We start from the raw sequence: 23,145 nt of genomic DNA, 5'->3' as shown, positions 1-23,145 counted from the left end.
ACGGCCCCTGGCAGACGGGCGGGCACCCCGGAGACGGTCCTCCGGGGTGCCCGTCGAGTATTGCGGGTCAGTCAGCGGCCGTCCAGGGCACCTGCGGCGACCGGTAGTAGTCGATCCCCAGCGCCTCCCAGCGCGGTGCCTGCTCGGCGAGCCGGACCTTGTAGGTGTCCCAGTCGTGCGTCTTGGCCGGGGACCAGCCCAGCTCGGCGACGCCCGGCAGCCTCGGGAAGGCCATGAAGTCGAGCTGGTCCGGGGTCTCCAGGGTCTCCGTCCACATCGGCGCCTCGACGCCGCGGACCGCGGAGGCCGGGGCGCCCGGCAGATAGGCGGCCGGGTCCCAGTCGTAGGACCGCCGCGCCTCCACGTAGCCCGCCCAGGACAGGCCCAGCGGAGTGTCCTTGGTGTACTTCATGTCCAGGTACGTCCGGTCGGCCGGGGAGAGGATCAGCCCGGTCCCGTTCTGGGCGGCCTTCGCGACCTGCGCCTTCTCCGCGTCGCTGGTGCGGTCCAGGCCCCAGTACTGGACCAGCGCGCCCTCGGCGGGGGTGGCGCCGGCCAGCTGGTGCCAGCCGATGACCGTCTTGCCGTACTTCGCGACGACCGGCTGCACCCGGTCCATGAACTCCACGAAGTCCTCGTGCGGGGTGGAGTGCGCCTCGTCGCCGCCGATGTGGAGGTAGCGGCCCGGGGTGAGCGCGGCGATCTCGCGCACGACGTCGTCCACGAAGTCGTAGGTGACCTCCTTGTCCACGCACAGCGAGCTGAAGCCGACCTTGGTGCCGGTGTACAGCGGGGGTGCCACGCCGTCGCAGTTCAGCTCGGCGTAGGAGGCGAGGGCCGCGTTGGTGTGGCCCGGCATGTCGATCTCGGGGATCACCTCCAGGTGGCGGGAGGCGGCGTAGCGCAGGATCTCCCGGTAGTCGGCCTTGGTGTAGTAGCCGCCGGGGCCGCCGCCGACCTCCGTGGAGCCGCCGTACGTCGCCAGGCGCGGCCAGGAGTCGATGGCGATGCGCCAGCCCTGGTCGTCGCTGAGGTGCAGGTGGAGCTTGTTGTACTTGTAGAGGGCGAGCCGGTCGATGTAGCGCTTGACCTCGTCGACGGTGAAGAAGTGCCGGGAGACGTCCAGCATGGCGCCGCGCCAGCCGTAGCGCGGGGTGTCCTCGATGGTGCCGCCCGCGACCAGCCATGGTCCGGGCTGCGCGGAGTCCTTCTCGACGGCGGCGGGCAGGAGCTGACGGAGGGTCTGGACGCCGTGGAAGAGCCCGGCGGCCTCGCGGGCGGTGATGGTGACGCCGCCGCGACCGCTGTCCAGGCGGTAGCCCTCGTCGCCGTACGGGCCCTCGGCCAGGCGGAGCTGTATGCCGCCGTGACCGTGGGAGGTGACGGGGAGCCGGTAACCGGTGGAGGGCCGCAGGAGGTCCGCGAGGTAGTCGCCGACGCGGCGGGCCTCGCGCGAGCCGTCGACGCGGATGTGGGTGCCGCGGGTGATGCGGTACGGGGAGCCGCCCGGGTCGACCGACGCGGGAGCCGGAATCACCCGGTCCAGGGGGGTGGTCGCCGGCGTCCTCCGGTCCGGCGCCGCGCCGGTGGTCATGGCGCCGACCGCGGCGACCAGCAGCAGCGAGCCCAGGATCCGGGACAGCCGGGGAGTCGTTCTGTGGTGCCGTCGAAGAGGTCTCACGTGCGCTCCCTTCACGATGGTGCACAGATGGGGGTGTGGACCACTCTCCCTCACAACCGCCGTACGCAGAAGCGGTGAAACAATCCGCGCATGGCGGAAATCATCCAGAAGGACGGAACGTGGGTCTTCGACGGCGACACCCTGCGGCTGACTCCCGGGCGGGACAAGAACGTCGGTCTGCTCCGCAGGGAACTGGGTGAACTACTCGTCCCGCTGGCGGCGTTGGCGGGCATATCGTTCGAGCAGGGCAAGAGGACGGGGCGGTTGCGGCTGCGCCTGCGGGACGGCGCCGACCCGTTGCTGCACGCGACCGGCGGCCGGCTGGCCGAGCCGCACGACCCGTACCAGCTGATCGTGGAGTCCGACCGGTACGGCGTCGCAGAGTACTTCGTGGACGAGGTGCGCAACGCCCTGCTCCTCGACCAGGTTCCGTCCGGCCCGGTGGACGCCTACCTGCTGCCCGGCCCGTCCGTACCGCTGTCGGTGTCCGCCGGGGACGGCATCGCGAGCTTCGACGGCGAACGCGTGCGTCTGGAGTGGAAGTGGCAGGCGGAGGACGCCAAGTCGGCCGCCGGAGCGCGCACCCTGCCCCTCACGGACATCACCGCGGTGGAGTGGCAGCCGACGGTCGGCCTGGAGAACGGCCACCTCCGCTTCACCGTGCGGGCGGCGCCGACCAAGGCGCCGCCCAAGTACGACCCCAACGCGGTGGAGTTGTGGGGCTTCAAGAGGGACCCGCTGATGGCGCTGGTGGCCGCGGCCGTGCAGGCCCGCCTCCCGCACCCGGCCACACCGGCGGCCCGGGCCGCCCTGGAGGACGCCCGGCCGGCCGAGGACGCGCCCGCCCCAGCCCCAGCCCCAGCCCCCGCCGCCGAGGACGACCACGACGCGCTGCTGCGCCGGCTGCGGGAACTGGGCGAGCTGCACCGCTCCGGGGTGCTGACGGACGAGGAGTTCACCCTGGCGAAGCAGGCGGTACTGAAGCGGATGTAGTCACACACATGCGGCAGGCTTGCCCGATATCGGGCAGGATTCTTGCGAAACCCTCACTCGTACCCCAGGATCTACCGGGTGCACGACGAACTCGTTGATCATCTGACGCGGTCCACCCCCCTGAGCCGGGGCGAGGCGCTGCGCGTGATCCAGGACGTGCTCGCCTACTTCGACGAGACGACCGAGGAGTACGTCCGTCGCCGCCACCGCGAGCTCCAGGCCCAGGGCCTGGTGAACGCGACGATCTTCGAACGGATCGCGGCGGACCTGAAATACCGGGCGGTCGCACCGCCGGAGCTGTCGCTCCGCCAGCTGCGCCGCATCGTCTACGGCTGAGAAGCCGAAGAGGGACACGAGGTTTACGTATACATGTGCGGAATCGTCGGATACATCGGCAAGCGTGACGTCGCCCCCCTGCTGCTGGAGGGCCTCCAGCGCCTGGAGTACCGCGGCTACGACTCGGCGGGCATCGTCGTCACCTCGCCGAAGGCGGCCGGCCTGAAGATGGTCAAGGCCAAGGGCCGGGTCCGCGACCTGGAGGCCAAGGTCCCGGCGCGCTTCAAGGGCACCACCGGCATCGCCCACACCCGCTGGGCCACCCACGGCGCCCCGTCCGACCTGAACGCCCACCCGCACATGTCGGCCGACAACAAGGTCGCCGTCGTGCACAACGGCATCATCGACAACGCCGCCGACCTGCGCCGCAAACTGGAGGCGGACGGTGTCGAGTTCCTCTCCGAGACCGACACCGAGGTCCTCGTCCACCTCATCGCCCGCTCCGAGGCCCAGAAGCTGGAGGACAAGGTCCGTGAGACCCTCCGGCTGATCGAGGGCACCTACGGCATCGCCGTGATGCACGCCGACTTCCCCGAGCGCATCGTCGTCGCCCGCAACGGCTCGCCGGTCGTCCTCGGCATCGGCGAGAAGGAGATGTTCGTCGCCTCGGACATCGCCGCGCTGGTCGCCCACACCCGCCAGATAGTCACCCTCGACGACGGCGAGATGGCCACCCTCAAGGCCGACGACTTCCGCACCTACACCACCGAGGGCACCCGCACCACCGCCGAGCCCACCACCGTGGAGTGGGAGGCCGCCTCCTACGACATGGGCGGCCACGACACCTACATGCACAAGGAGATCCACGAGCAGGCCGAGGCCGTGGACCGCGTGCTGCGCGGCCGGATCGACGACCGCTTCTCCACCGTGCACCTCGGCGGCCTCAACCTGGACGCCCGCGACGCGCGCGCCGTGCGCCGCGTGAAGATCCTCGGCTGCGGCACCTCGTACCACGCCGGCCAGATCGGCGCCCAGATGATCGAGGAGCTGGCCCGCATCCCCGCGGACGCCGAGCCCGCCTCCGAGTTCCGCTACCGCAACGCGGTCGTCGACCCCGACACCCTGTACATCGCCGTCTCCCAGTCCGGTGAGACGTACGACGTGCTGGCCGCCGTGCAGGAGCTGAAGCGCAAGGGCGCCCGCGTCCTCGGCATCGTCAACGTGGTCGGCTCGGCGATCGCCCGCGAGGCCGACGGCGGCATGTACGTGCACGCCGGCCCCGAGGTCTGCGTCGTCTCCACCAAGTGCTTCACCAACACCTGCGTCGCCTTCGCGCTGCTCGCCCTGCACCTGGGCCGCACCCGCGACCTGTCCGTGCGCGACGGCAAGCGGATCATCGAGGGCCTGCGCAAGCTGCCGCAGCAGATCTCCGAGATGCTGGAGCGGGAGGAGGACATCAAGAAGCTGGCCGCGCAGTACGCCGACGCCCGCTCGATGCTCTTCATCGGCCGCGTCCGTGGCTACCCGGTCGCCCGCGAGGCCTCCCTGAAGCTCAAGGAGGTCTCCTACATCCACGCCGAGGCCTACCCGGCCTCCGAGCTGAAGCACGGTCCGCTCGCGCTGATCGAGCCGGCCCTGCCGACGGTCGCGATCGTGCCGGACGACGACCTGCTGGAGAAGAACCGCGCGGCCATGGAGGAGATCAAGGCCCGCAGCGGCCAGATCCTCGCCGTCGCCCACCAGGAGCAGGAGAAGGCCGACCACACCATCGTCGTCCCGAAGAACGAGGACGAACTGGACCCCATCCTGATGGGCATCCCGCTCCAACTCCTCGCCTACCACACGGCCCTGTCCCTGGGCAGGGACATCGACAAGCCGCGCAACCTCGCCAAGTCGGTGACGGTGGAGTAGAGGCCCTTTTCGGGGGCGCGGGGAACTGCGCGAGCATCCTTCCACCCGCCCGCACGGGCAACGCAACCGAACGGCCCCCCAGGTGTGCCACCAACACGTGGGGGGCCGTCCCGTCGCCGGGGAGCCGCCCGACCCCCGGCCTGCGGCGGCTAAACCGTCACACCCCGGCCCGCGGCGCGTCGCGAGACACCCGTGGGCCAGTGCGCCGGCACCGCCGTCGCCGCGTACCAGGCGACCACGCCCGCGGCGACGGCGAACCACCCGCCCGCCTTCCCCAGCGCCCCGGTGTCCGCGAAGGCGGCGATCGAGAGCAGCAGCAGGGACACGCAGAGCAGCCCGTACGTCCCCTGCCCGAGCGGATCGCCGCCGGCGAACGTCAGGGAGAGGGCGACGAGGGCGAACAGGAGCAGGAAGAGTCCCGCCGCGTTGGCGGAGACCTGGCCGCCGACCGAGACGGCCCAGGTGAACCACAGCGCGCCGAGCACGGTGAAGGCCGTACCGGAGGCGGTGTCCCGGTCGCGCAGGGCGAGCAGACCGGCGACGAAGAGGGCGACGCCGCCGACGTACTGGGCGACGGTCACGGCGTCGGCGGCCGTCACGCCGTCGACCACGCCGGTGTGGCCGACGCCGAAGGCCAGCAGGGTGACACCGAGAGCGAGTCGGCCGGCGATCGTGGTGGTGCTTCCCGCAGAGACGTCGTTGTCCACGGCGGGCTCCCTTCATGCATGTGCGGTGTACGGTGACCCGTATATGCCCTTCACAAGGGCACAAACACCTCTACGCGTCGGTAGCTTCACGCTGCATGACCGGAGGGGGTCCCGAGGCGGCCACAACCGCCGCCCGGACTGTTACGGAATGACCACCACGGGCCGCTTCGCCCGCTTGGCGAGCCGGCCGGCGACGGAGCCGAAGAGCCGGCCCACCAGGCCGTGGCTGGAGCCGACGACGATGGCGTCCGCCTCGTACTCCCGGCCGACCTCCTCGAGTTCGTGGCAGATGTCGCCGCCGCGCTCGACCAGGATCCAGGGCACCTCGGCGAGATAGTCCGCGCACGCCAGCTCCAGACCCAGCACCTCGGTGCGGTGGTCCGGTACGTCGACGAAGACGGGGGGCTCGCAGCCGGCCCACACGGTGGTGGGCAGCCGGTTGGCCACGTGCACGATGACCAGGCCCGAGCCGAGGCGGCGTGCCATGCCGATGGCGTACGCGAGGGCACGCTCACTGGACGTGGAGCCGTCGAAGCCGACGACGACGCCGTGCTTGAAGGCTGGGTCGCACGACTGGCGTGGCTCTTCGGCCGCCAGGGGCTCCGCCGCCGTAGGTTCGGCGACGGGCCGCTTGCGGTCCGCGGGTTCGAAGAATGAGTGACCGGCCATGGCTGTCTCGGCGTTTTTATCCTCTATGGGGGACAACAGTGTGCGGCGGAGCTGTGTGTCCGGGAATGGTCTTCCCAACCCCATACCCCCAAGGGTACGGCGCCACGCCTCCTTCGCCAGATCCCGCGTACGGTCCGCCACGGGTTCCCCGGAGCATGCCCGAGGGGGCGCCCGTAACGCAATGGTTGCTGCGCTGTACAGGCGGTTTGCACAGGATTCAACTGTCGGTGCTCGGTCGTGACCGGCGCTTCGCACAAACGTTGATCTCCATGCCGCCAGCCCCAGGGAGCACACATGTCCGGACCGCACCAGCCCTCCGAGCCGCCGTCCGGTGCACCCGCCGTCCACGATCCGGCCGCACCGTCCCGGGACGGCGTCACCGATCTCGTCCGCTGGGCGGCCTTCAGCTGCTTCCTCGTCCCGGTCGTACTCCTCTGGTACGGCACCTCGTTCGCCGGCGCCGCCGGCACGGCCCTCGGCCTGGCCGCCGTCACCGGCGCCTGCCGCCTGCTGCTGCGCCGGTCCGAGCGCGTCGCGGCGCGGCCGGCCGGCGAGGATGGCGCGGTGCGGGCCGGACGCCGGCACCGGGCCGGGCGCCGGCACCGGGCCGGGCCGCCGGCCCGCAGGGGCGGACGGCACGCAGGGGAAAACACACCGGTCGACTGACCGGTTTCCGCGCACGCGTCCGCTTCTTTTCAGCCAACTTCTGAGGGTGGCTCATCACTGCCCCCCACCACCCCCCAACACCCGTTCCACCTGCACGGAAAGGGTCTCCGGGACCCTGCGCACCCTACGGGGATTGGCCACTGCGACAAGGCGCACTTCCCTGGGGCGCCCCGGAGTGCCACGCTTCGTGATCGACTGCTTCACGCCAAGTTGCCATGTCGACAATGTCCCAAGTGCCGAACCGGCCACCTTGGCGCGATGGGACACAGTAGATTCGATCTTGACTGTCTACGGCGGGGGACTCGTGCAGGACCGAGGGGAAACGTGTTGGAGCGACAGACCCGAAAGGATCAGGGCGCCGCGACCACCGAGGGGGGCTTAGCAATTATGAGCCACGACTCCACTGCCGCGCCGGAAACCGCGGCCCGGAAGCTCTCCGGGCGACGCCGCAAGGAGATCGTCGCGGTGCTGCTGTTCAGCGGCGGCCCCATTTTCGAGAGTTCCATACCGCTGTCGGTGTTCGGGATCGACCGCCAGGACGCGGGCGTACCGCGCTACCGGCTGCTGGTGTGCGCCGGCGAGGAGGGCCCGCTGCGGACCACGGGGGGCCTGGAACTCACCGCGCCCCAGGGCCTGGAGGCGATCTCCCGGGCCGGCACCGTCGTGGTGCCCGCCTGGCGGTCGATCACCTCTCCGCCACCGGAGGACGCGCTCGACGCCCTGCGCCGCGCGCACGAGGAGGGTGCCCGCATAGTCGGGCTGTGCACCGGCGCCTTCGTACTCGCGGCGGCGGGCCTGCTCGACGGCCGCCCCGCGACCACCCACTGGATGTACGCGCCGACGCTGGCCAAGCGCTATCCGTCGGTGCACGTCGATCCGCGCGAGCTGTTCGTGGACGACGGCGACGTGCTGACGTCGGCGGGCACCGCGGCCGGCATCGACCTGTGCCTGCACATAGTGCGCACGGACCACGGCAACGAGGCGGCCGGCGCGCTGGCCCGCCGCCTGGTGGTCCCGCCGCGCCGCTCGGGGGGCCAGGAGCGCTACCTCGACAGGTCTTTACCGGAGGAGATCGGCGCCGACCCGCTCGCCGAGGTCGTCGCCTGGGCGCTGGAGCACCTCCACGAGCAGTTCGACGTGGAGACGCTGGCGGCCCGCGCGTACATGAGCCGCCGCACCTTCGACCGCCGCTTCCGCTCGCTCACCGGCAGCGCCCCGCTGCAGTGGCTGATCACCCAGCGGGTGCTCCAGGCGCAGCGCCTGCTGGAGACGTCCGACTACTCGGTGGACGAGGTCGCGGGCCGCTGCGGCTTCCGCTCCCCGGTGGCACTGCGCGGCCACTTCCGCCGCCAGCTCGGTTCCTCCCCGGCCGCCTACCGCGCCGCCTACCGGGCCCGCCGCCCGCAGGGTGAGCGGCCGGTGGCCCCGGAGGCCGGCCCCGAGGGAGCCTCCCGGGTCCCCGTCCCACCCGAGGCCGCCGCCCTGCCACCGGAGAGCGCGGTCCCGTACCAGAGCCGCCGCAGCGCGCCACCGATACCGGCGGCGGCGAGCCTGCCGGGGCAGCGCAGCGCGCCGTGAACCTGTGAACGCCGGACGGGCGGTTCCGTCCGTCCGGCCGCCCCCTCCGACGCCCCTCGGGCCGACCCACTCGGCCCGTCCGGCGTTCGAGGACGAGGCCGTCCAGGCCGACGCGGGGGCCCGTGGGCGGCAGCCCCCGGCGAGGCCCACACCGATGCCGGGGGCCCGTCCGACGGAGGTCAGCCGTAGGGTGTCCGCATGAACGATCGCATGGTGTGGATCGACTGCGAGATGACCGGCCTCTCGCTGTCCGACGACGCTCTCATCGAGGTGGCCGCCCTCGTCACCGACTCCGAGCTGAACATCCTCGGCGAAGGTGTCGACATCGTCATCCGTCCGCCGGAGCGGGCGCTGGAGACGATGCCGGAGGTGGTGCGTCAGATGCACACCGCGTCCGGCCTGCTCGCCGAGCTCGACGGCGGCACGACGCTGGCGGACGCCGAGGCGCAGGTCCTGGCCTACGTCCGGGAGCACGTGAAGGAGCCCGGCAAGGCCCCGCTGTGCGGCAACTCGGTCGGCACCGACCGCGGCTTCCTGCTGAGGGACATGGCGACGCTGGAGGACTACCTCCACTACCGGATCGTCGACGTCTCCTCGATCAAGGAGCTGGCCCGCCGCTGGTACCCGAGGGCGTACTTCAACAGCCCCGAGAAGAACGGCAACCACCGCGCGCTCGCCGACATCCGCGAATCCATCGCCGAACTGCGCTACTACCGGGAAGCCGTCTTCGTCCCGCAGCCCGGCCCCGACTCCGAAACCGCCAAGGCGATCGCCGCGAAGCACGTCGTGCGGGCCCGGTAACAGCACACCGTGCGGGCCCGGTAAAGGGGTGCGCGAGCACCCCTTCGGACCCTGTACACTTTTTCTCAGCCGGTCGGGGAAGCCCACCACGGGTTCCGAAGACCGGCCATGGTGGGTGTAGCTCAGTTGGTAGAGCACCTGGTTGTGGTCCAGGTGGCCGCGGGTTCAAGTCCCGTCACTCACCCTGATCCGTCAGCCGGTGACCTTCGCGAGAAGGTCACCGGCTGACGGCGTTCCCGGGGTGCCCCTTTCGGCAGGAGGCCGGACCGTCCCGCCCCGGAGCCCGCGCCGACTCTCCCGGGCCGGCAGATGCGCGCCGCCGGTGACCGAGCCGGTCAGCTCCTGCGCGGAGCCGTACCGGCGCCTGAGCGGTCGACTGGACGCCGGGCCCCGCCGACACCCCCGTCGCGTCGAAGGCCCTCGCGCCCCCCGGGCCGACGACGAGGCCCGGCCGACAGGCACGTGGGCGGCGCGTCGCCGGGGCATTCGCCCCGGTCAGCGCCGACCGACGTCGGTCGGCACCGGTCGATGCCGGTCGATGCAGGTCGGTGCCGGTCGATGCAGGTCGATGCAGGTCGGTGCCGGTCGATGCAGGTCGATGCCGACGAGCCCCGGCCCGGGCCGTCACGACGACGCCCGCTCCACCAGTTCCGTCGCCAGCACCACTTGGTGCCGCTCCAGCCCCCGCGAGGCCGCCGGGCGGCGGTCCGCGATCTCGGTGAGCAGCAGGTCTATCATCGCGCGGCCCATCTCCTCGATGGGCTGCCGCACACTGGTCAGCGGCGGCTCCATGTGGCGGGCGATGGCCGAGTCGTCGTAGCCGACCAGCGCCACGTCGTCCGGGATGCGCCGGCCCGCCTCGCGCAGGGCCTGGCGGGCGCCGGCCGCGGTGACGTCCGAGCCGGCGAAGACGGCGTCCAGGTCGGGGCGGCGGCGCAGCAGTTCCACCATGGCGCTGCGTCCGCCCTCCTCCGTGAAGTCCCCCGCCTCGATCAGCCGCTCGTCCGCGTCGTGGCCCGCGTCGCGCAGCGCCTCGCGGTAGCCGTCGACGCGCCGCTGGGCACCGTAGACGTCGAGGCGGCCGGTGATGTGCGCGATGTGGCGGCGGCCTCGGGACAGCAGGTGTTCGACGGCCGAGCGGGCGCCGCCGTAGTTGTCCGAGTCCACCGACGCCAGCGATTCCCGGGCCGAGCGCGGGCCGCTGATCACCGCGGGGATCTCCAGCTGGGACAGCAGGTCGGGCAGCGGGTCGTCGGCGTGCACCGAGACCAGCAGGACGCCGTCCACGCGATGCGCGGCCAGGTACTGGGCGAGCCGCTGCCGCTCCCGGTCGCTGCCCGCGAAGATCAGCAGCAGTTGCATCTCGGTGTCGGACAGTTCGGAGCCAACACCCTTCAGCATGTCCGAGAAGTACGGTTCCGCGAAGAAACGGGTCTCCGGCTCGGGCACCACCAGCGCGATCGCGTCTGTGCGGTTGGCGGCCAGGGCGCGGGCCGCCGTGTTCGGAACGTAGCCGAGTTCCGCGACCGCCGCCTCCACCGCCGCCCGGGTCGCGTCGCTGACCCGGGGCGAGCCGTTGATCACCCGGGAGACCGTTCCTCTGCCGACGCCCGCCCGTGCCGCCACCTCTTCGAGGGTGGGCCGGCCACCGCTCCGCCCACGCGCTCCGTGGCTTGCCATCGGCTCCGCCTCCCGTCGACACCCCGCACTCTGCGGCTGGCCTGGAATTTAACAGGCCGGTCGGGTGTAATGACCGGCTCCGGGCCGCCGACCGCCGCGGGGAGGTGTCCCGACGCCGCTCGCAACGTCCAGTTAACAGGCCGATAACTGAACGCACTTCGTCGCGTCCGCGCCCTTGACACCCCCGCCCGGACCGACGACTCTTCAACACATCACCTGTGGGAGCGCTCCCACACTACCTGGCACATACACATCCCGCACGTTCCCCGCCCGAGCCGCAGCGTCGAACGAACCACATGAAGCAGCGGGCCCAACCATGTAGTTGGCCGGGGGGTCGGCACGTCAGGGCAACAGGAGGACGCAATGCGAGCAGCACGTAATCGATCCGCCCGCAAGGCGGTGGTCGTCGCGGCCATCGCGTCGCTGGGCGCCGGGCTGCTGGCCGGCTGCGCCGACGACGGCAACGACGAGGACGGCTCGTCGTCGGGCGACAGCAGCGGCAAGACCACCATCACCCTCGGCCTGTTCGGCACCATGGGCTTCAAGGAGGCCGGCCTCTACGAGGAGTACGAGAAGCTCAACCCCGGCATAAACGTCGAGGAGACGGTCACCGAGCGGAACGAGAACTACTACCCCGCTCTGGTCAACCACCTCACCACCGAGAGCGGCCTGCAGGACGTCCAGGCCATCGAGGTCGGCAACATCGCCGAGGTCGTCGAGACCCAGGCGGACAAGTTCGTGGACATGGCCAAGGTGGAGGGCGTCCAGCCGAGCAGCTGGCTGGACTGGAAGTGGAAGCAGGGCGTCACCAAGGACGGCCAGGCGGTCGGCCTCGGCACCGACGTCGGACCGATGGCGATCTGCTACCGCAAGGACCTCTTCGAGAAGGCGGGCCTGCCGACCGACCGCGACGAGGTCAGCGCGCTGTGGGCCGGGGACTGGAAGAAGTTCGTCGAGGCCGGCGAGAAGTACAAGAAGGGTGCCGGCAAGGACACCTACTTCATGGACTCGCCCGGCGGTCTGATCAACGCCATCCTCAGCAGTGAGGAGGAGAAGTTCTACGACTCCTCCGGCGAGGTCATCTACAAGTCCAACCCCGCCGTCAAAAACGCCTTCGACCTGACCGCGGAGGCCGCGGAGAAGGGCCTGGTCCAGGCGCAGACCCAGTTCCAGCCGACCTGGGAACAGACCATCTCCAACAACCTGTTCGCCACCGTCGCCTGCCCGCCGTGGATGATCGGCACCATCAAGGGCAAGTCCCAGCCCGACGCGGCCGGCAAGTGGGACGTGGCCGCGGCGCCGAAGTCCGGCAACTGGGGCGGGTCCTTCCTGGGCGTGCCCAAGAGCGGCAAGAACGTGAAGGAGGCGCAGAAGCTGGTGGCCTGGCTGACCGCGCCCGAGCAGCAGGCCAAGCTGTTCGCCGTGCAGGGCAGCTTCCCGAGCGCCCCGGCCGCGTACGAGATGCCGCAGGTGACGGGCGCGAAGAACGAGATGACCGGTGACTCGCCGATCGGCGCGATCTTCGCCAAGGCCGCCGAGGCCATCCCGGCCCAGGTGATCGGCTCGAAGGACCAGATCATCCAGCAGGGTCTGACCGACAACGGCGTCATCCTCGTCACCCAGGGCAAGTCGCCCAAGGAGGCCTGGGACAACGCCACCAAGACCATCGACAACAACCTGGAGAAGTGACCGGAATGACCACCCGGCACGACACCGCCGCGCCCCCCGAGAAGGGGGGCGCGGCCCCGGGCCGACCGCCCGGTGACGCGGTCCCCGACGAGGTGGCCAGGAAACGGGCCCGGCTCTCCCGCCGCTGGCAGCGGGACATGCGCTGGAGCCCGTACGCGTTCGTCGCCCCGTTCTTCGTGTTCTTCGCCGCGTTCGGCCTGTTCCCGCTGATCTACACCGGCTGGGCCTCGCTGCACACGGTGGAGCTGACGGCGCCCACCGACATGGCGTGGACGGGCCTGGACAACTACACCAGGATCTTCGACGACGACTTCTTCTGGAACGCCGCGAAGAACACGCTGACCATCGGCATCATCTCCACGGTGCCGCAGCTGATGATGGCGATGGGCCTGGCGCACATCCTCAACTACAAGCTGCGCGGCTCCACCTTCTACCGCGTCATCATGCTCGCGCCGTACGCCACGTCGATCGCCGCCGCCGCGCTGGTCTTCGTGCTGCTCTTCGGCCGCGACTACGGCATGATCAACTGGGTTCTCGACTCGGTGGGCCTGGGCAAGGTCGACTGGCAGAACGACAAGTGGGCGTCCCAGTTCGCCGTCTCGTCGATCGTCATCTGGCGCTGGACCGGCTACAACGCGCTGATCTACCTGGCGGCGATGCAGGCGATCCCGCAGGACCTGTACGAGTCGGCGGCGCTGGACGGTGCCAGCCGGTGGCGGCAGTTCCTCCACGTCACGCTGCCCGCGCTGCGTCCGACGATCCTGTTCACGGTCGTCGTGTCGACCATCGGCGCCTCGCAGCTGTTCGGTGAGCCGCTGCTGTTCGACGCCAACAAGGGCGCCTCGGGCGGCGGCCAGCACCAGTTCCAGACGCTCGGCCTGTACATGTACGAGCAGGGCTGGGTCAACCAGCACCTGGGCCGCGCCTCCGCGATCGCCTGGACGATGTTCCTGATCCTCATCGTGATCGGGCTCGTCAACTACGTCATCTCGCGCCGGCTGCGCGCCAGTAGTTAAGGAGAACCGGCCGTGACGACGACCCTGACGAAACCCCCGGCCGAGCCGGTGTCCGAGCCTCCGCGGCGGCGCCGCCGGTCCAAGGCGTCCCGGGCCGGCGGGCAGCTGCACGCCGGGCCGATCGCGTACATCATCCTCGCCCTGTTCACGCTCGGCTCGCTGTTCCCGCTGGTGTGGACGGCGATCGCCGCCTCCCGCGACAACCAGCGCCTGGCCCAGACGCCGCCGCCGCTCTGGTTCGGCTCCAACCTCTTCGACAAGCTGGAGATCGCCTGGACCGACGCCAACATGGGCGAGGCCATCCTCAACACCACGATCGTCGCGGGGATCTCCTCGGCCACCGTCGTCTTCATGGCGACGATCGCCGGCTTCGCCTTCGCCAAGCTGAAGTTCCGGGGGCGCAACGCGCTGATGCTGGTCGTGGTCGGCACGATGATGGTGCCGCCGCAGCTCAGCGTCATCCCGCTGTACATGATGGTCGCCGAGCTGGACTGGTCCGACCAGCTCCAGGCAGTGATCTTCCCGTCCCTGGTCAGCGCGTTCGGCGTGTTCTTCATGCGGCAGTACCTGCTCCAGGCGCTGCCGGACGAGATCATCGAGGCCGCCCGGGTGGACGGTGCCGGCAGCTGGCGGGTGATCTGGCACGTGGTGTTCCCGACGGCGCGGCCCGCGATGGCCGTGCTGGGCATGCTGACGTTCGTGCAGGTGTGGAACGACTTCCTGTGGCCGTTCCTGGTGCTGACGCAGAACGGCAACCCGACCGTGCAGGTCGCGGTGGCGGGTCTCGGCCGCGGCTTCACCCCCGACCAGGCCCTGATCATGGCCGGCGCGCTGCTCGGCACGCTGCCCCTGCTGCTGGTCTTCGCGATCTTCGGCAAGCAGATCGTGGGCGGCATCATGCAGGGCGCCGTCAAGGGCTGACGCCCCACCCCGGGGGCCGGGTCACCGCCGCCCCGGCCCCGACCTCCCCCCTCGCCCACTACACGTCGGTCTCTCACGACCCGTCACGACCTGCTATGGGAGCGCTTCCATGCTTGAGTCCGCAACGCCGGTGACCCCGGTGACCTTCCCCCCTGCCTTCCTGTGGGGCGCCGCGACCTCGGCGTACCAGATCGAGGGCGCGGTGCGGGAGGACGGCCGTACCCCCTCGATCTGGGACACCTTCAGCCATACGCCGGGGAAGACGGCCGGTGGCGAGACCGGTGACATCGCTGTCGACCACTACCACCGCTACCGCGACGACGTGGCGCTGATGTCCGAGCTGGGTCTGGGCGCCTACCGCTTCTCCGTCTCCTGGCCCCGGGTGCAGCCGACCGGTCGCGGCCCCGCCGTCCAGCGCGGCCTGGACTTCTACCGACGTCTGGTGGACGAGCTGCTGGCCGCCGGGATCAAGCCGGCCGTCACCCTCTACCACTGGGACCTTCCGCAGGAGCTGGAGGACGCGGGCGGCTGGCCCGAGCGGGACACGGCGTACCGGTTCGCCGAGTACGCGCAGATCGTCGGCGAGGCGCTCGGCGACCGGGTCGAGCAGTGGATCACGCTCAACGAGCCGTGGTGCGCCGCCTTCCTGGGCTACGCCTCCGGCGTGCACGCCCCCGGCCGTACCGACCCGGCCGCCTCGCTGCGCGCCGCGCACCACCTGAACCTGGCGCACGGCCTGGGCACGGTGGCCCTGCGTTCGGTGATGCCGGCCCGCAACTCGGTGGCGATCAGCCTCAACACCTCCGTGGTCCGGCCGCTGTCGCAGCGGCCCGCGGACCTGGCGGCGGCGCGGAAGATCGACGACCTGTCCGGGGGGATCTTCCACGGCCCGATCCTGCACGGCGCCTATCCGGCCACCCTGCTGGAGGCGACGGCGTCGGTGACCGACTGGTCGCACGTCGAGGACGGCGACCTGGGCCTGATCCGCCAGCCGCTGGACGCGATCTGCCTCAACTACTACACGCCCACCGTGGTGTCGGCGGCGGACGCGGACTCGCGCGCGCCGCGCGCCGACGGTCACGGCGCGAGCGACCACTCGCCGTGGCCGGCCGCGGACGACGTGGCGTTCCACCAGCCGCCGGGCGAGCGTACGGAGATGGGCTGGAGCGTCGACCCGACCGGCCTGCACGAGCTGATCATGCGCTACGACCGTGAGGCTCCCGGCCTGCCGCTGTACATCAGCGAGAACGGCGCCGCCTACGACGACAAGCCCGGCGCGGACGGCACGGTGCACGACCCCGAGCGGGTCGCCTACCTGGACGGCCACCTCCGGGCGGTGCGCCGGGCCATCGCCGACGGCGCCGACGTCCGCGGCTACTACCTGTGGTCCCTGCTGGACAACTTCGAGTGGGCCTACGGCTACGAGAAGCGGTTCGGCGCGGTCTACGTCGACTACGTCTCCCAGCAGCGCACCCCGAAGTCGAGCGCCCTCTGGTACGGGCGCGCGGCCCGCACGGCGACGCTGCCGCCGGTGGAGTCGGCCGAGTAGGCCCTGTCTGAGGGAACCCCGGTGCCGGTGGGTACCGGGGTGTGGCGGTCGCGGTCGGCGTCGGCCGGCCGCGTGCGGGCCAGTCCCTTGACCGACAGGTCTTCCACGGCGATCCCTTGGTTGTCGGGGATCAGTCTCGTGGAGAGCTGGTGGTGGAACTCGCGGCGCGCGTCGGTGACCTCGGCGTGGGAGCGGGCGACCTTCAGACGGGCCTTGTCCCGGTTCTTCGATCCCTTCCGCTTGCGGGACAGCTCCCGCTGGGCCTTCCTCAGCTTCTTCTCCGCGCGCCGCAGAGAGCGCGGGGAGTCGATCCTCGTGCCGTCCGAGAGGACCGCGAAGTGCGTGAGGCCGGGATCGATGCCGACGGTGCGGCCGGTCCCGGGCATCCGTACCCGGTCGGCGGCGGGGTCGGTGTCGATGACGAAGGAGGCGAAATACCTGCCGGCCGCGTCCTTGGCGACAGTGCCGGACGAGGGCGTGGAGGGAAGGGTGCGGGACCACTTCACCTTCACCGCACCGGGCTTCGGCAGGTTCAGGCGGCCGGCGTCGGTGATGCTCCAGCGGGCGTTGGCGGTGAACCGGACCGACTGCCGGGTGTCCTTGCGGGACTTGAACCGAGGAGCACCCGCCCGTGCTCCCTTGCGGGTGCCCTCGAGGGAGGCGAGGAAGTTGCGGTACGCCGCCTCGGCGTCCCGCAGGGACTGCTGGAGCACCACCGCGGACACCTCACCCAGCCAGGACCGCCCGGCCGTCCGCTTCGCCTCGGTGATCAGCTTCCGGCCGGGGTTGGCGATCTCACGGTGGGCTCAAGGAAGGGATCGGGGCCGGCTAATGGTCGCGGCCGGCCCGGACCGCCGGTGTTGGCGTCGGCGCACGGCCCTGCCTGCGTCGCCGTACCGCCCCCCGGTGTCCGCGCTGCCGGGCCGGCGCCGCCCGCCCGTCCAGCTGGATCCAGATCCGCACCTCGGTGCCGCCCAGCACGGACGAGCCGATCCGAACGTCCCCGCCCGTCGACTCCGCCAGCCGGCGCACGATGTCCAGGCCGAGCCCGGTCGACCCGTCGGTGCCCGAGCCCCGGCCCCGGGCCATCGCCGCGGCGGGGTCGGGTATGCCCGGACCCGCGTCCGAGACCAGCACGATCACCGCGTCCTCGCCGTTGTGCAGGTCGACGGCGAAGGCCGTGCCCTCAGCGGTGTGCCGGAAGACGTTGCCGAGCAGGGCGTCGAGGGAGGCGGCCAGGTCCGCGCGGGCCACGGGTATGCGCACCGGCCGGTCGGCGCCGGCCACCCGCCACTTGCGGCCCTCGTCCTCGGCGAGCGCGGACCAGAAACCCATCCGCTCCCGCACCACCTCGGCCGCGTCACACCCGGCACCGGGGCCGGCCGCGGCCGTCTGCGGTTTGGCGTCCCGGGCGGTGCGGATGATCGTGTCGACCTCGCGCTCCAACTGCTCGACGGCGGCCCGGGTCTGGTCGGCGGCGGGCCCGTCGCCGAGCGAGGCCGCGTTGAGCCGCAGCACGGTCAGCGGGGTACGCAGCCGGTGGGACAGGTCGGCGGCCAGCTCCCGTTCGTTGGCCAGCAGCTGGACGACCTGGTCGGCCATGGAGTTGAACGCGACCGCCGCGAGGCGCAGTTCGTTCGGCCCTTCCTCCGGCACCCGCGCGCCCAGCTTCCCCTCCCCCAGCTCGTGCGCGCCCTCGACCAGGCGTTGTGCGGGCTGCACCATCCGTATGCCCAGCCGGTCGGCGACCGCGACCGAGCCGACGATCAGGGCGGCGCCGACCGCGGCGAGCACCGCCCAGGCCGTGCCGACGCCGTTGGTGACCTCGGACTCGGGGACGTAAACCTCGACGACGGCGATCTCGCCGGAGCTGAGCGCGACCGGCTGGAGCAGCGTGGAGCCGCCGGTCACCTCCGTGGTGGAGGCGCGGCCCATCTCCCGCACGGCGGCGATGTCCTCGTCGGTGGCGCGCTGCCGGCCGATGTCGGTGCCGCCGTCCTCCTGGCCGGACGCCGGTATGTGCACGGCCATGCCGGCGTCCGAGCCCGCGGAGGCGACGACGCGCTCCAGCTGCTCGCGTTCAGTGGTGATGGACAGTGCCGGGGCGACGGCGGCGGCCTCCCGCTCCGCGTTGGAGAAGGCGCGGTCCCGGGCCATCTCCCGGATGACCAGACCGAGCGGGACCGCGAAGGCGACCACCACCATCGCGGTGACCGCCAGCGACACCTTGACCAGGGCCCATCTCATCGCGGCGGCTCCACTCCGCGATGCTCCGTGGGCGGCCCGGCGGGCGGCTCAGCGGGCGGCTCAGCGGGCGGCTCCAGCTTCACGCCGACACCGCGCAGGGTGTGCAGGTAGCGCGGCCGGGCCGCGGTCTCGCCGAGCTTGCGCCGCAGCCAGGACAGATGGACGTCGATGGTCTGGTCGTCGCCGTAGGACTGCTGCCAGACCTCGGCGAGCAGTTCCTTGCGGGGGACGACGACTCCGGGCCGGCCGGCCAGGAAGGCGAGCAGGTCGAACTCGCGGCGGGTCAGGTCGAGCCGGGCGCCGTCCAGCTCGGCCTGGCGGCGCAGCGGGTCGACGGTGAGGCCGCCGACCCGGATGACGGACGACGGGGCCGCCTCCGCGGGGCCGGTCCGGGCGCGGCGCAGTACGGCCGCCATCCGGGCCGACAGGTGCTCGACGGAGAACGGCTTGGTGAGGTAGTCGTCCGCGCCCGCGTTCAACAGCCGTACGACCTCCGCCTCGTCGTCCCGGGCGGTGGCGACGATCACCGGTACGTCGGTGATGCCGCGCAGCATCTTCAGCGCCTCGGAGCCGTCCAGGTCGGGCAGGCCGAGGTCGAGGATCACCACGTCGAAACGGAAATGGGCGACCTCGCGCAGCGCCTCCAGTGCCGTACCGACGCTGCGCACGGTGTGCGAGGCGTCGGTCAGATGCCGGATGAGCGCCGAGCGTACGAACTGGTCGTCCTCGACCACGAGCACACTTGCCATGGGCGGCACCGTACGCCATGCGGACCAACCCGGCGCGAGCCTGTGGACAACTCCCGCCCGCCCCGGTCTCCGCCGTCGTTCCGCCCCGGTCTCCGCCGTCGTTCCGCCCCAGTCTCCGCCGTCCTCCCGCCCCGGTCTCCGCCGTCCTTCCGTCTCCGTTCGGGCGACACGTGTGTGACCCGTGAGGCAGTATGGCCGCGATGCGCAGAGGACTCGTACACGTACTCGCCTGGCTGCTCGCCACCGGCGCGGCGGTCACGCTGTCCTGGTGGGGCGTCCACACGGTGATGGCGGGCACGGCCTACGACCGCCCCCGCGCCCTGCCCATCACGGCGGCCGACGCCTCCGTGCGGGAGGCGCGGGAGCCGGAGGACGCCGGAGGTTCGGGGACGTCGGCCTCGTCCACCAGGCGACCGTCGCCGTCGGGCAGTCCCTCGCCGGAGCCGAGCGGGACCCCGGACGAGCCGTCCCCCACCCCGTCGCGGAACGCGCCGTCCGCCTCCGCCTCCGCCTCCGCCGAGCCTCCGGCGAGTCCCTCGCCCACCACGTCCGGCCGGGTCAGGAGTTACGACACCGACGGCGGCCGCGCGGTCTTCGACCTCGGTACGTCGTCCGCGTCCCTGGTGTCGGCGACACCGGGCGCGGGCTGGTCGATGCAGGTGTGGAAGACGGAGTCGTGGATCCGGGTGGAGTTCACCTCGGGCGCGGACCGGGTGTCGGTGTTCTGCACCTGGCACGACGGGCCGCCGCGGGTGGAGATCGGCAGCTACTGAGTCACTTGAAGACGGACGGGGGCGGCACCGGGGAGGCCACCGCCGCCGCGTCCGTCACGGGCACCGCGCCGCCGGTGAAGTCGGTCAGCGCGCGGCCGTGTTCCACGCGCGCGGGGTGCGGGTCGGAGGCGGCGCGGCGGGTGAGTTCGGCGACCGGCAGCGGGTGGTCGGAGGCGACGAGGACCGCGTTGCCGAAGCGTTTGCCGCGCAGCACGGCCGGGTCGGCGACGAGGGCGAGCTCCGGGAAGCGGTCGGCGGCGGTGGCGATCTGGCCGCGCAGATGGGCGAGCGGCGGACCGTCGGCGAGGTTGGCGGCGTAGACCCCGCCGGGCGCGAGTGCGCGCCTTACCTCGTCCAGGAACTCGGTGGACGTCAGATGGGCCGGGGTGCGGGCCCCGCTGAAGACGTCCGCGACGATCAGCTGTGCCCAGCCGTCGGGCACCTTGGCCAGCCCGGCGCGGGCATCCGCGGAGCGCACCCGGATCCGCGCGCCGGGGTCCAGGGGAAGCTCCCGGCGGACCAGCTGGACGAGGCCGGCGTCCTTCTCGACGACCTGCTGGGTGGAGCGGGGGCGGGTGGCGGCGACGTAGCGGGCGAGGGTGAAGGCGCCGCCGCCGAGGTGCACGGCCTGCACCGGCTTGCCCGGCGGGACGGCCAGGTCGATGACGTGCCCGAGGCGGCGCTGGTACTCGAAGGACAGGTACGCGGGGTCGTCGAGGTCGACGTGCGACTGCGGGGCACCGTCGATCAGCAGCGTCCAGGCCCGGCTCCGCTCCCGGTCCGGGATCAGCTCGGCGAGCCCGCCGTCGACGTTCTCGGCGACGGCTGCGGCGGCAGCGCGCCCGCGGCGGGCGTTCCTGGACTTTCCCATCGGCCCATTATCGGCGCACCGGGACAACGCCGTACGGCTGGACCGGGGCGTCCAGGGGGTGTCGTTCGGATCAGGTCGGCTCCGGGCAACGGTGTCTTGCGGCCGACCCCGGCAAGATCCGAACGCCCCCCTAGCTGCAGCTGTCCGCGGCCTCGATCAGCCGGGCGGCCTCGCCCAGCGCGGCCCGCAGCACCGCGGGGTCGGTCGCCAGGTCCGCCTCGCCGGGCGGCAGCAGCCAGTCGGAGCCCTCCACGGGCGGCTCGGGGGCCAGGTCGAGGCTGAGTCCGCGGCCGTCCGTCCCCGTGCAGGTGCTTCCGGGCACGTCCCAGGCGGCGGCCGTGCCCGGGGGTACCAGGAACCCCAGGGTGTCGCAGCCGTCGTCGTGGATCACGGGGCCGACCCCGTCACCGGCGCCCCTTCTGAGGATGTCGACCGCCTCCAGACCCTGCCGGGTCGGCACGGTGACGACGTCGCAGGCGTCGCAGGGGGGATCGCTGATCCGTCTGGTATCCATCCCGGCCTCCACCACGGAACTCCTCCTTGGACGAGCGGGTCGGGAGTCGGGGGCCTCCCGGTCCACAGGGTTCAACGCGTCGGGCCGTCAACGGCTACGGCACAAGTCAGCCGCAAAGGATGGCACTTCATGGCGGATCGTGGATGAGATATCCGGTTTGTAGCCAAACACCGCGTGGTCACTCAGTCACAGCGGGTACGTTCATGCTCGCCGGAAACAGGGCTGGCAAACGGAGAAATCCCGACAACTCAGCCCTGTCCCGGCATGGTTCGACGGTTCGCACGAGAGGACCCGACCATGGCGTCGTCAACGGTGACCTCTGCCCAGCCCGATCGGCCACCGCGGCCGAACCTCGCCTTCCGGCGGTTGCGCGGAAGGCGCTCGCCGGCCGAGTTCGCGGCGGCGGTGCGCCGGGCCGCGCGTGAGATCGGCGAGCGGGTCAGCTGTGACGCGCGCTACATCGGCCGGGTCGAGGCGGGCGAGATCCGCTGCCCCAACTACGCGTACGAGCGGGTGTTCCTGCACATGTTTCCCGGACGCACGCTCACCGACCTGGGGTTCGCGCCCCGCTCGTCGGTACGCGGGCGCCGGGCGCGCACCGCGGAGGAGGCGCCCCCGGCGTACACCGAAAGGTCTCCGCGCGCCCCGAATGAGAACCGGGGCGCGGGCGAGCCGTATGAGACGCAGAACACGCATGACCCGCACAACACGCAGAACAAGCAGTACCTGTACGACACGCACGACAACAACGAGGAGAGCGACGTGCTGCGTCGCGCATTCATGACGAGCGGTGCCACGGTGGCCGCCGCCTCGCTGGGGCCCCTGGGGCCCGCTCTCGACGCCGCGGCGGCTCAGCGCCCCGTGCGGCGGGCAGGGGCGGGCGACGCGGGCGCCCTCGAAGAAGCCGTCCGCCGGATCCGGCTGCTCGACGACCGGCACGGCGCGGACGGTCTCTACCGGCGCGCGGCGGCCCCGCTGCGTACCGCCTACGCGCTGCTGGACGCCGGCGCGACCCGGCAGGCGACGGCGGACCGGCTCTACTCGGGCGCCGGGGAACTGGCGATCTCCGTGGGCTGGCTGGCGCACGACTCCGGGCGCTTCGACGACGCGCGCTCCCACTACGCCGAGGCACTCGCCACTTCCCGGATGACCGGCGACGCGGGTCTGGAGGCGCACGCCTTCTGCAACATGGCGTTCCTGGCCCGCGACGCCGGGCGCCCGCGCGAGGCGGTACGGGCGGCCCAGGCCGCGCAGCGCGCCGCCCGCCCGCTGGGCTCGGCCCGGCTGATGTCCCTGCTCGCGCTGCGCGAGGCGGGCGGGTGGGCGGGGCTGGCCGACCGCGTCGGCTGCGAGCAGGCGCTGGCCCGCGCACAGGCCTTCTTCGGGCGGGGCCCCTCGGACGCCGACCCCGAGTGGATGAGTTTCTACGGCGCGGCCGAGCTGGAAGGGCTGGAGGCCCAGTGCTGGTCCACTCTGGGCGACTGGCTCCGGGCCGCCCGGCACGCGCGCAGGGCGGCCGAACTGCAGGACCCGCACTTCACCCGGAACCTCGCGCTGTACTCGGCGGAACTGGCGGACGACCTGGCGCGCGGCGGCCGGCCCGACGAGGCGGCGGGGGCGGGCATGCGGGTTCTGGACCTGCTGGGCGAGGTCCAGTCGTCACGCGTCCACACGATGCTGTCCGCGACGGCACGGGTGCTTCTCCCGCACCGGCGGGCATCGGAGGTCTCGGCTTTCCTGGACCGCCACGCCGCGCTGCCGCGAACGGCGTGAACCCGGTCACCACTCCGCCTCCGGCTGCGGGCGGTCGTGCCTCCCCCAGAGCCTGAACGGCCTGGGAGGTGCCCCCAGGGG

20 protein-coding genes, 1 tRNA gene and 1 pseudogene are annotated in these 23,145 nt (G+C 71.9%); 13 read left to right on the top strand and 9 right to left on the bottom strand.

What is annotated here, in order from left to right; translation table 11 throughout:
• Window positions 1-67 precede the first annotated feature (67 nt).
• Complete coding sequence (locus tag ACIQ1J_RS24850; RefSeq protein WP_403560113.1) at window positions 68-1,681, bottom strand: beta-N-acetylhexosaminidase; 1,614 nt, start codon at window positions 1,679-1,681, stop codon at window positions 68-70.
• 90 nt (window positions 1,682-1,771) lie between these two features.
• On the opposite strand from ACIQ1J_RS24850, the gene ACIQ1J_RS24845 reads away from it, so the two are divergent.
• The 3 genes from ACIQ1J_RS24845 (at window position 1,772) to glmS (ending at window position 4,861) form a co-directional block, all read left to right on the top strand.
• A complete protein-coding gene (locus ACIQ1J_RS24845) occupies window positions 1,772-2,674 on the top strand; it encodes a DUF4429 domain-containing protein (protein ID WP_403560111.1) in 903 nt (300 codons plus the stop codon).
• Between the two features lie 78 nt (window positions 2,675-2,752).
• Window positions 2,753-3,010: a hypothetical protein gene (locus ACIQ1J_RS24840; RefSeq protein WP_210963441.1), complete on the top strand. Its 258-nt coding sequence runs from the start codon at window positions 2,753-2,755 to the stop codon at window positions 3,008-3,010.
• Window positions 3,011-3,043: 33 nt separating this feature from the next.
• Complete coding sequence (gene glmS / locus ACIQ1J_RS24835; protein ID WP_403560108.1) at window positions 3,044-4,861, top strand: glutamine--fructose-6-phosphate transaminase (isomerizing); 1,818 nt, start codon at window positions 3,044-3,046, stop codon at window positions 4,859-4,861.
• Between the two features lie 149 nt (window positions 4,862-5,010).
• On the opposite strand, the gene ACIQ1J_RS24830 is transcribed toward glmS, so the two are convergent.
• Together ACIQ1J_RS24830 and ACIQ1J_RS24825 are read right to left on the bottom strand one after the other, a co-directional pair.
• Window positions 5,011-5,568 carry a GPR1/FUN34/YaaH family transporter gene (locus tag ACIQ1J_RS24830; RefSeq protein WP_403560106.1) on the bottom strand — a complete coding sequence of 186 codons (558 nt, stop codon included), beginning with the start codon at window positions 5,566-5,568 and terminating at the stop codon, window positions 5,011-5,013.
• Between the two features lie 141 nt (window positions 5,569-5,709).
• Window positions 5,710-6,237: a universal stress protein gene (locus ACIQ1J_RS24825; RefSeq protein ID WP_210963438.1), complete on the bottom strand. Its 528-nt coding sequence runs from the start codon at window positions 6,235-6,237 to the stop codon at window positions 5,710-5,712.
• Window positions 6,238-6,531: 294 nt separating this feature from the next.
• On the opposite strand from ACIQ1J_RS24825, the gene ACIQ1J_RS24820 reads away from it, so the two are divergent.
• From ACIQ1J_RS24820 to ACIQ1J_RS24805, 4 genes are all read left to right on the top strand, one after another.
• The gene (locus ACIQ1J_RS24820; RefSeq protein ID WP_403560104.1) at window positions 6,532-6,903 is read left to right on the top strand and encodes a hypothetical protein; all 372 of its coding nucleotides are present in this window, start codon (window positions 6,532-6,534) and stop codon (window positions 6,901-6,903) included.
• Between the two features lie 387 nt (window positions 6,904-7,290).
• Window positions 7,291-8,481: a helix-turn-helix domain-containing protein gene (locus ACIQ1J_RS24815; protein WP_403560102.1), complete on the top strand. Its 1,191-nt coding sequence runs from the start codon at window positions 7,291-7,293 to the stop codon at window positions 8,479-8,481.
• A 198-nt stretch (window positions 8,482-8,679) separates the two neighbouring features.
• Window positions 8,680-9,282, top strand: coding sequence for an oligoribonuclease (gene orn, locus ACIQ1J_RS24810; protein WP_121747124.1), 603 nt, complete (start codon window positions 8,680-8,682; stop codon window positions 9,280-9,282).
• Between the two features lie 111 nt (window positions 9,283-9,393).
• Window positions 9,394-9,466 (top strand) — tRNA-His (locus tag ACIQ1J_RS24805).
• 440 nt (window positions 9,467-9,906) lie between these two features.
• On the opposite strand, the gene ACIQ1J_RS24800 is transcribed toward ACIQ1J_RS24805, so the two are convergent.
• Entirely contained in the window at window positions 9,907-10,962 is a 1,056-nt protein-coding gene (locus tag ACIQ1J_RS24800; protein WP_337303240.1) for a LacI family DNA-binding transcriptional regulator, read from the bottom strand.
• Between the two features lie 363 nt (window positions 10,963-11,325).
• Here ACIQ1J_RS24800 and ACIQ1J_RS24795 point away from each other — a divergent pair, with 363 nt between their 5' ends.
• From ACIQ1J_RS24795 to ACIQ1J_RS24780, 4 genes are all read left to right on the top strand, one after another.
• The gene (locus ACIQ1J_RS24795; protein ID WP_403560099.1) at window positions 11,326-12,651 is read left to right on the top strand and encodes an extracellular solute-binding protein; all 1,326 of its coding nucleotides are present in this window, start codon (window positions 11,326-11,328) and stop codon (window positions 12,649-12,651) included.
• Between the two features lie 5 nt (window positions 12,652-12,656).
• Complete coding sequence (locus ACIQ1J_RS24790; RefSeq protein WP_403560097.1) at window positions 12,657-13,667, top strand: carbohydrate ABC transporter permease; 1,011 nt, start codon at window positions 12,657-12,659, stop codon at window positions 13,665-13,667.
• 12 nt (window positions 13,668-13,679) lie between these two features.
• Window positions 13,680-14,588, top strand: a complete 909-nt coding sequence (locus ACIQ1J_RS24785; RefSeq protein ID WP_403560095.1) for a carbohydrate ABC transporter permease — start codon at window positions 13,680-13,682, stop codon at window positions 14,586-14,588.
• 109 nt (window positions 14,589-14,697) lie between these two features.
• Window positions 14,698-16,137 carry a GH1 family beta-glucosidase gene (locus tag ACIQ1J_RS24780; protein WP_403560093.1) on the top strand — a complete coding sequence of 480 codons (1,440 nt, stop codon included), beginning with the start codon at window positions 14,698-14,700 and terminating at the stop codon, window positions 16,135-16,137.
• A 47-nt stretch (window positions 16,138-16,184) separates the two neighbouring features.
• Here the strand turns inward: ACIQ1J_RS24780 and ACIQ1J_RS24775 are convergent.
• From ACIQ1J_RS24775 to ACIQ1J_RS24765, 3 genes and pseudogenes are all read right to left on the bottom strand, one after another.
• Window positions 16,185-16,931 (bottom strand): annotated as a pseudogene (locus tag ACIQ1J_RS24775) (RNA-guided endonuclease InsQ/TnpB family protein); the annotation flags it as partial.
• A 34-nt stretch (window positions 16,932-16,965) separates the two neighbouring features.
• Window positions 16,966-18,384, bottom strand: coding sequence for a sensor histidine kinase (locus tag ACIQ1J_RS24770; protein ID WP_403560091.1), 1,419 nt, complete (start codon window positions 18,382-18,384; stop codon window positions 16,966-16,968).
• A complete protein-coding gene (locus ACIQ1J_RS24765) occupies window positions 18,381-19,133 on the bottom strand; it encodes a response regulator transcription factor (RefSeq protein WP_403560089.1) in 753 nt (250 codons plus the stop codon). Before ACIQ1J_RS24765 ends, ACIQ1J_RS24770 begins: the two co-directional genes overlap by 4 nt.
• A 200-nt stretch (window positions 19,134-19,333) precedes the next feature.
• On the opposite strand from ACIQ1J_RS24765, the gene ACIQ1J_RS24760 reads away from it, so the two are divergent.
• Window positions 19,334-19,906, top strand: a complete 573-nt coding sequence (locus ACIQ1J_RS24760) for a hypothetical protein (protein WP_403560087.1) — start codon at window positions 19,334-19,336, stop codon at window positions 19,904-19,906.
• Window position 19,907: 1 nt separating this feature from the next.
• Here the strand turns inward: ACIQ1J_RS24760 and ACIQ1J_RS24755 are convergent, their stop codons facing one another.
• The gene (locus ACIQ1J_RS24755; protein ID WP_403560085.1) at window positions 19,908-20,777 is read right to left on the bottom strand and encodes a spermidine synthase; all 870 of its coding nucleotides are present in this window, start codon (window positions 20,775-20,777) and stop codon (window positions 19,908-19,910) included.
• Between the two features lie 130 nt (window positions 20,778-20,907).
• A complete protein-coding gene (locus ACIQ1J_RS24750; protein ID WP_403560083.1) occupies window positions 20,908-21,291 on the bottom strand; it encodes a hypothetical protein in 384 nt (127 codons plus the stop codon).
• A gap of 297 nt (window positions 21,292-21,588) precedes the next feature.
• Between ACIQ1J_RS24750 and ACIQ1J_RS24745 the strand changes: the two genes are divergently transcribed.
• Window positions 21,589-23,064: a hypothetical protein gene (locus ACIQ1J_RS24745; RefSeq protein WP_403560081.1), complete on the top strand. Its 1,476-nt coding sequence runs from the start codon at window positions 21,589-21,591 to the stop codon at window positions 23,062-23,064.
• Window positions 23,065-23,145: the final 81 nt, after the last annotated feature.

The organism is Streptomyces sp. NPDC097107, assembly GCF_044762405.1.
Taxonomy (GTDB): Bacteria; Actinomycetota; Actinomycetes; order Streptomycetales; family Streptomycetaceae; genus Streptomyces; species Streptomyces thinghirensis.
Note: the sequence above shows the minus strand (reverse complement) of the source record. Positions and strands in the feature narration are given on the sequence as shown.

What these genes read in the sequence shown, in the direction of transcription:
- ACIQ1J_RS24845 (WP_403560111.1), top strand. Translation starts at nt 1,772, where the DNA reads ATGGCGGAAATCATCCAGAAGGACGGAACGTGGGTCTTCGACGGCGAC.
- glmS (WP_403560108.1), top strand. Translation starts at nt 3,044, where the DNA reads ATGTGCGGAATCGTCGGATACATCGGCAAGCGTGACGTCGCCCCCCTG.
- ACIQ1J_RS24825 (WP_210963438.1), bottom strand. Translation starts at nt 6,237, where the DNA reads ATGGCCGGTCACTCATTCTTCGAACCCGCGGACCGCAAGCGGCCCGTC.
- ACIQ1J_RS24820 (WP_403560104.1), top strand. Translation starts at nt 6,532, where the DNA reads ATGTCCGGACCGCACCAGCCCTCCGAGCCGCCGTCCGGTGCACCCGCC.
- ACIQ1J_RS24815 (WP_403560102.1), top strand. Translation starts at nt 7,291, where the DNA reads ATGAGCCACGACTCCACTGCCGCGCCGGAAACCGCGGCCCGGAAGCTC.
- orn (WP_121747124.1), top strand. Translation starts at nt 8,680, where the DNA reads ATGAACGATCGCATGGTGTGGATCGACTGCGAGATGACCGGCCTCTCG.
- ACIQ1J_RS24800 (WP_337303240.1), bottom strand. Translation starts at nt 10,962, where the DNA reads ATGGCAAGCCACGGAGCGCGTGGGCGGAGCGGTGGCCGGCCCACCCTC.
- ACIQ1J_RS24795 (WP_403560099.1), top strand. Translation starts at nt 11,326, where the DNA reads ATGCGAGCAGCACGTAATCGATCCGCCCGCAAGGCGGTGGTCGTCGCG.
- ACIQ1J_RS24790 (WP_403560097.1), top strand. Translation starts at nt 12,657, where the DNA reads ATGACCACCCGGCACGACACCGCCGCGCCCCCCGAGAAGGGGGGCGCG.
- ACIQ1J_RS24780 (WP_403560093.1), top strand. Translation starts at nt 14,698, where the DNA reads ATGCTTGAGTCCGCAACGCCGGTGACCCCGGTGACCTTCCCCCCTGCC.
- ACIQ1J_RS24770 (WP_403560091.1), bottom strand. Translation starts at nt 18,384, where the DNA reads ATGAGATGGGCCCTGGTCAAGGTGTCGCTGGCGGTCACCGCGATGGTG.
- ACIQ1J_RS24765 (WP_403560089.1), bottom strand. Translation starts at nt 19,133, where the DNA reads ATGGCAAGTGTGCTCGTGGTCGAGGACGACCAGTTCGTACGCTCGGCG.
- ACIQ1J_RS24760 (WP_403560087.1), top strand. Translation starts at nt 19,334, where the DNA reads ATGCGCAGAGGACTCGTACACGTACTCGCCTGGCTGCTCGCCACCGGC.
- ACIQ1J_RS24755 (WP_403560085.1), bottom strand. Translation starts at nt 20,777, where the DNA reads ATGGGAAAGTCCAGGAACGCCCGCCGCGGGCGCGCTGCCGCCGCAGCC.
- ACIQ1J_RS24750 (WP_403560083.1), bottom strand. Translation starts at nt 21,291, where the DNA reads ATGGATACCAGACGGATCAGCGATCCCCCCTGCGACGCCTGCGACGTC.
- ACIQ1J_RS24745 (WP_403560081.1), top strand. Translation starts at nt 21,589, where the DNA reads ATGGCGTCGTCAACGGTGACCTCTGCCCAGCCCGATCGGCCACCGCGG.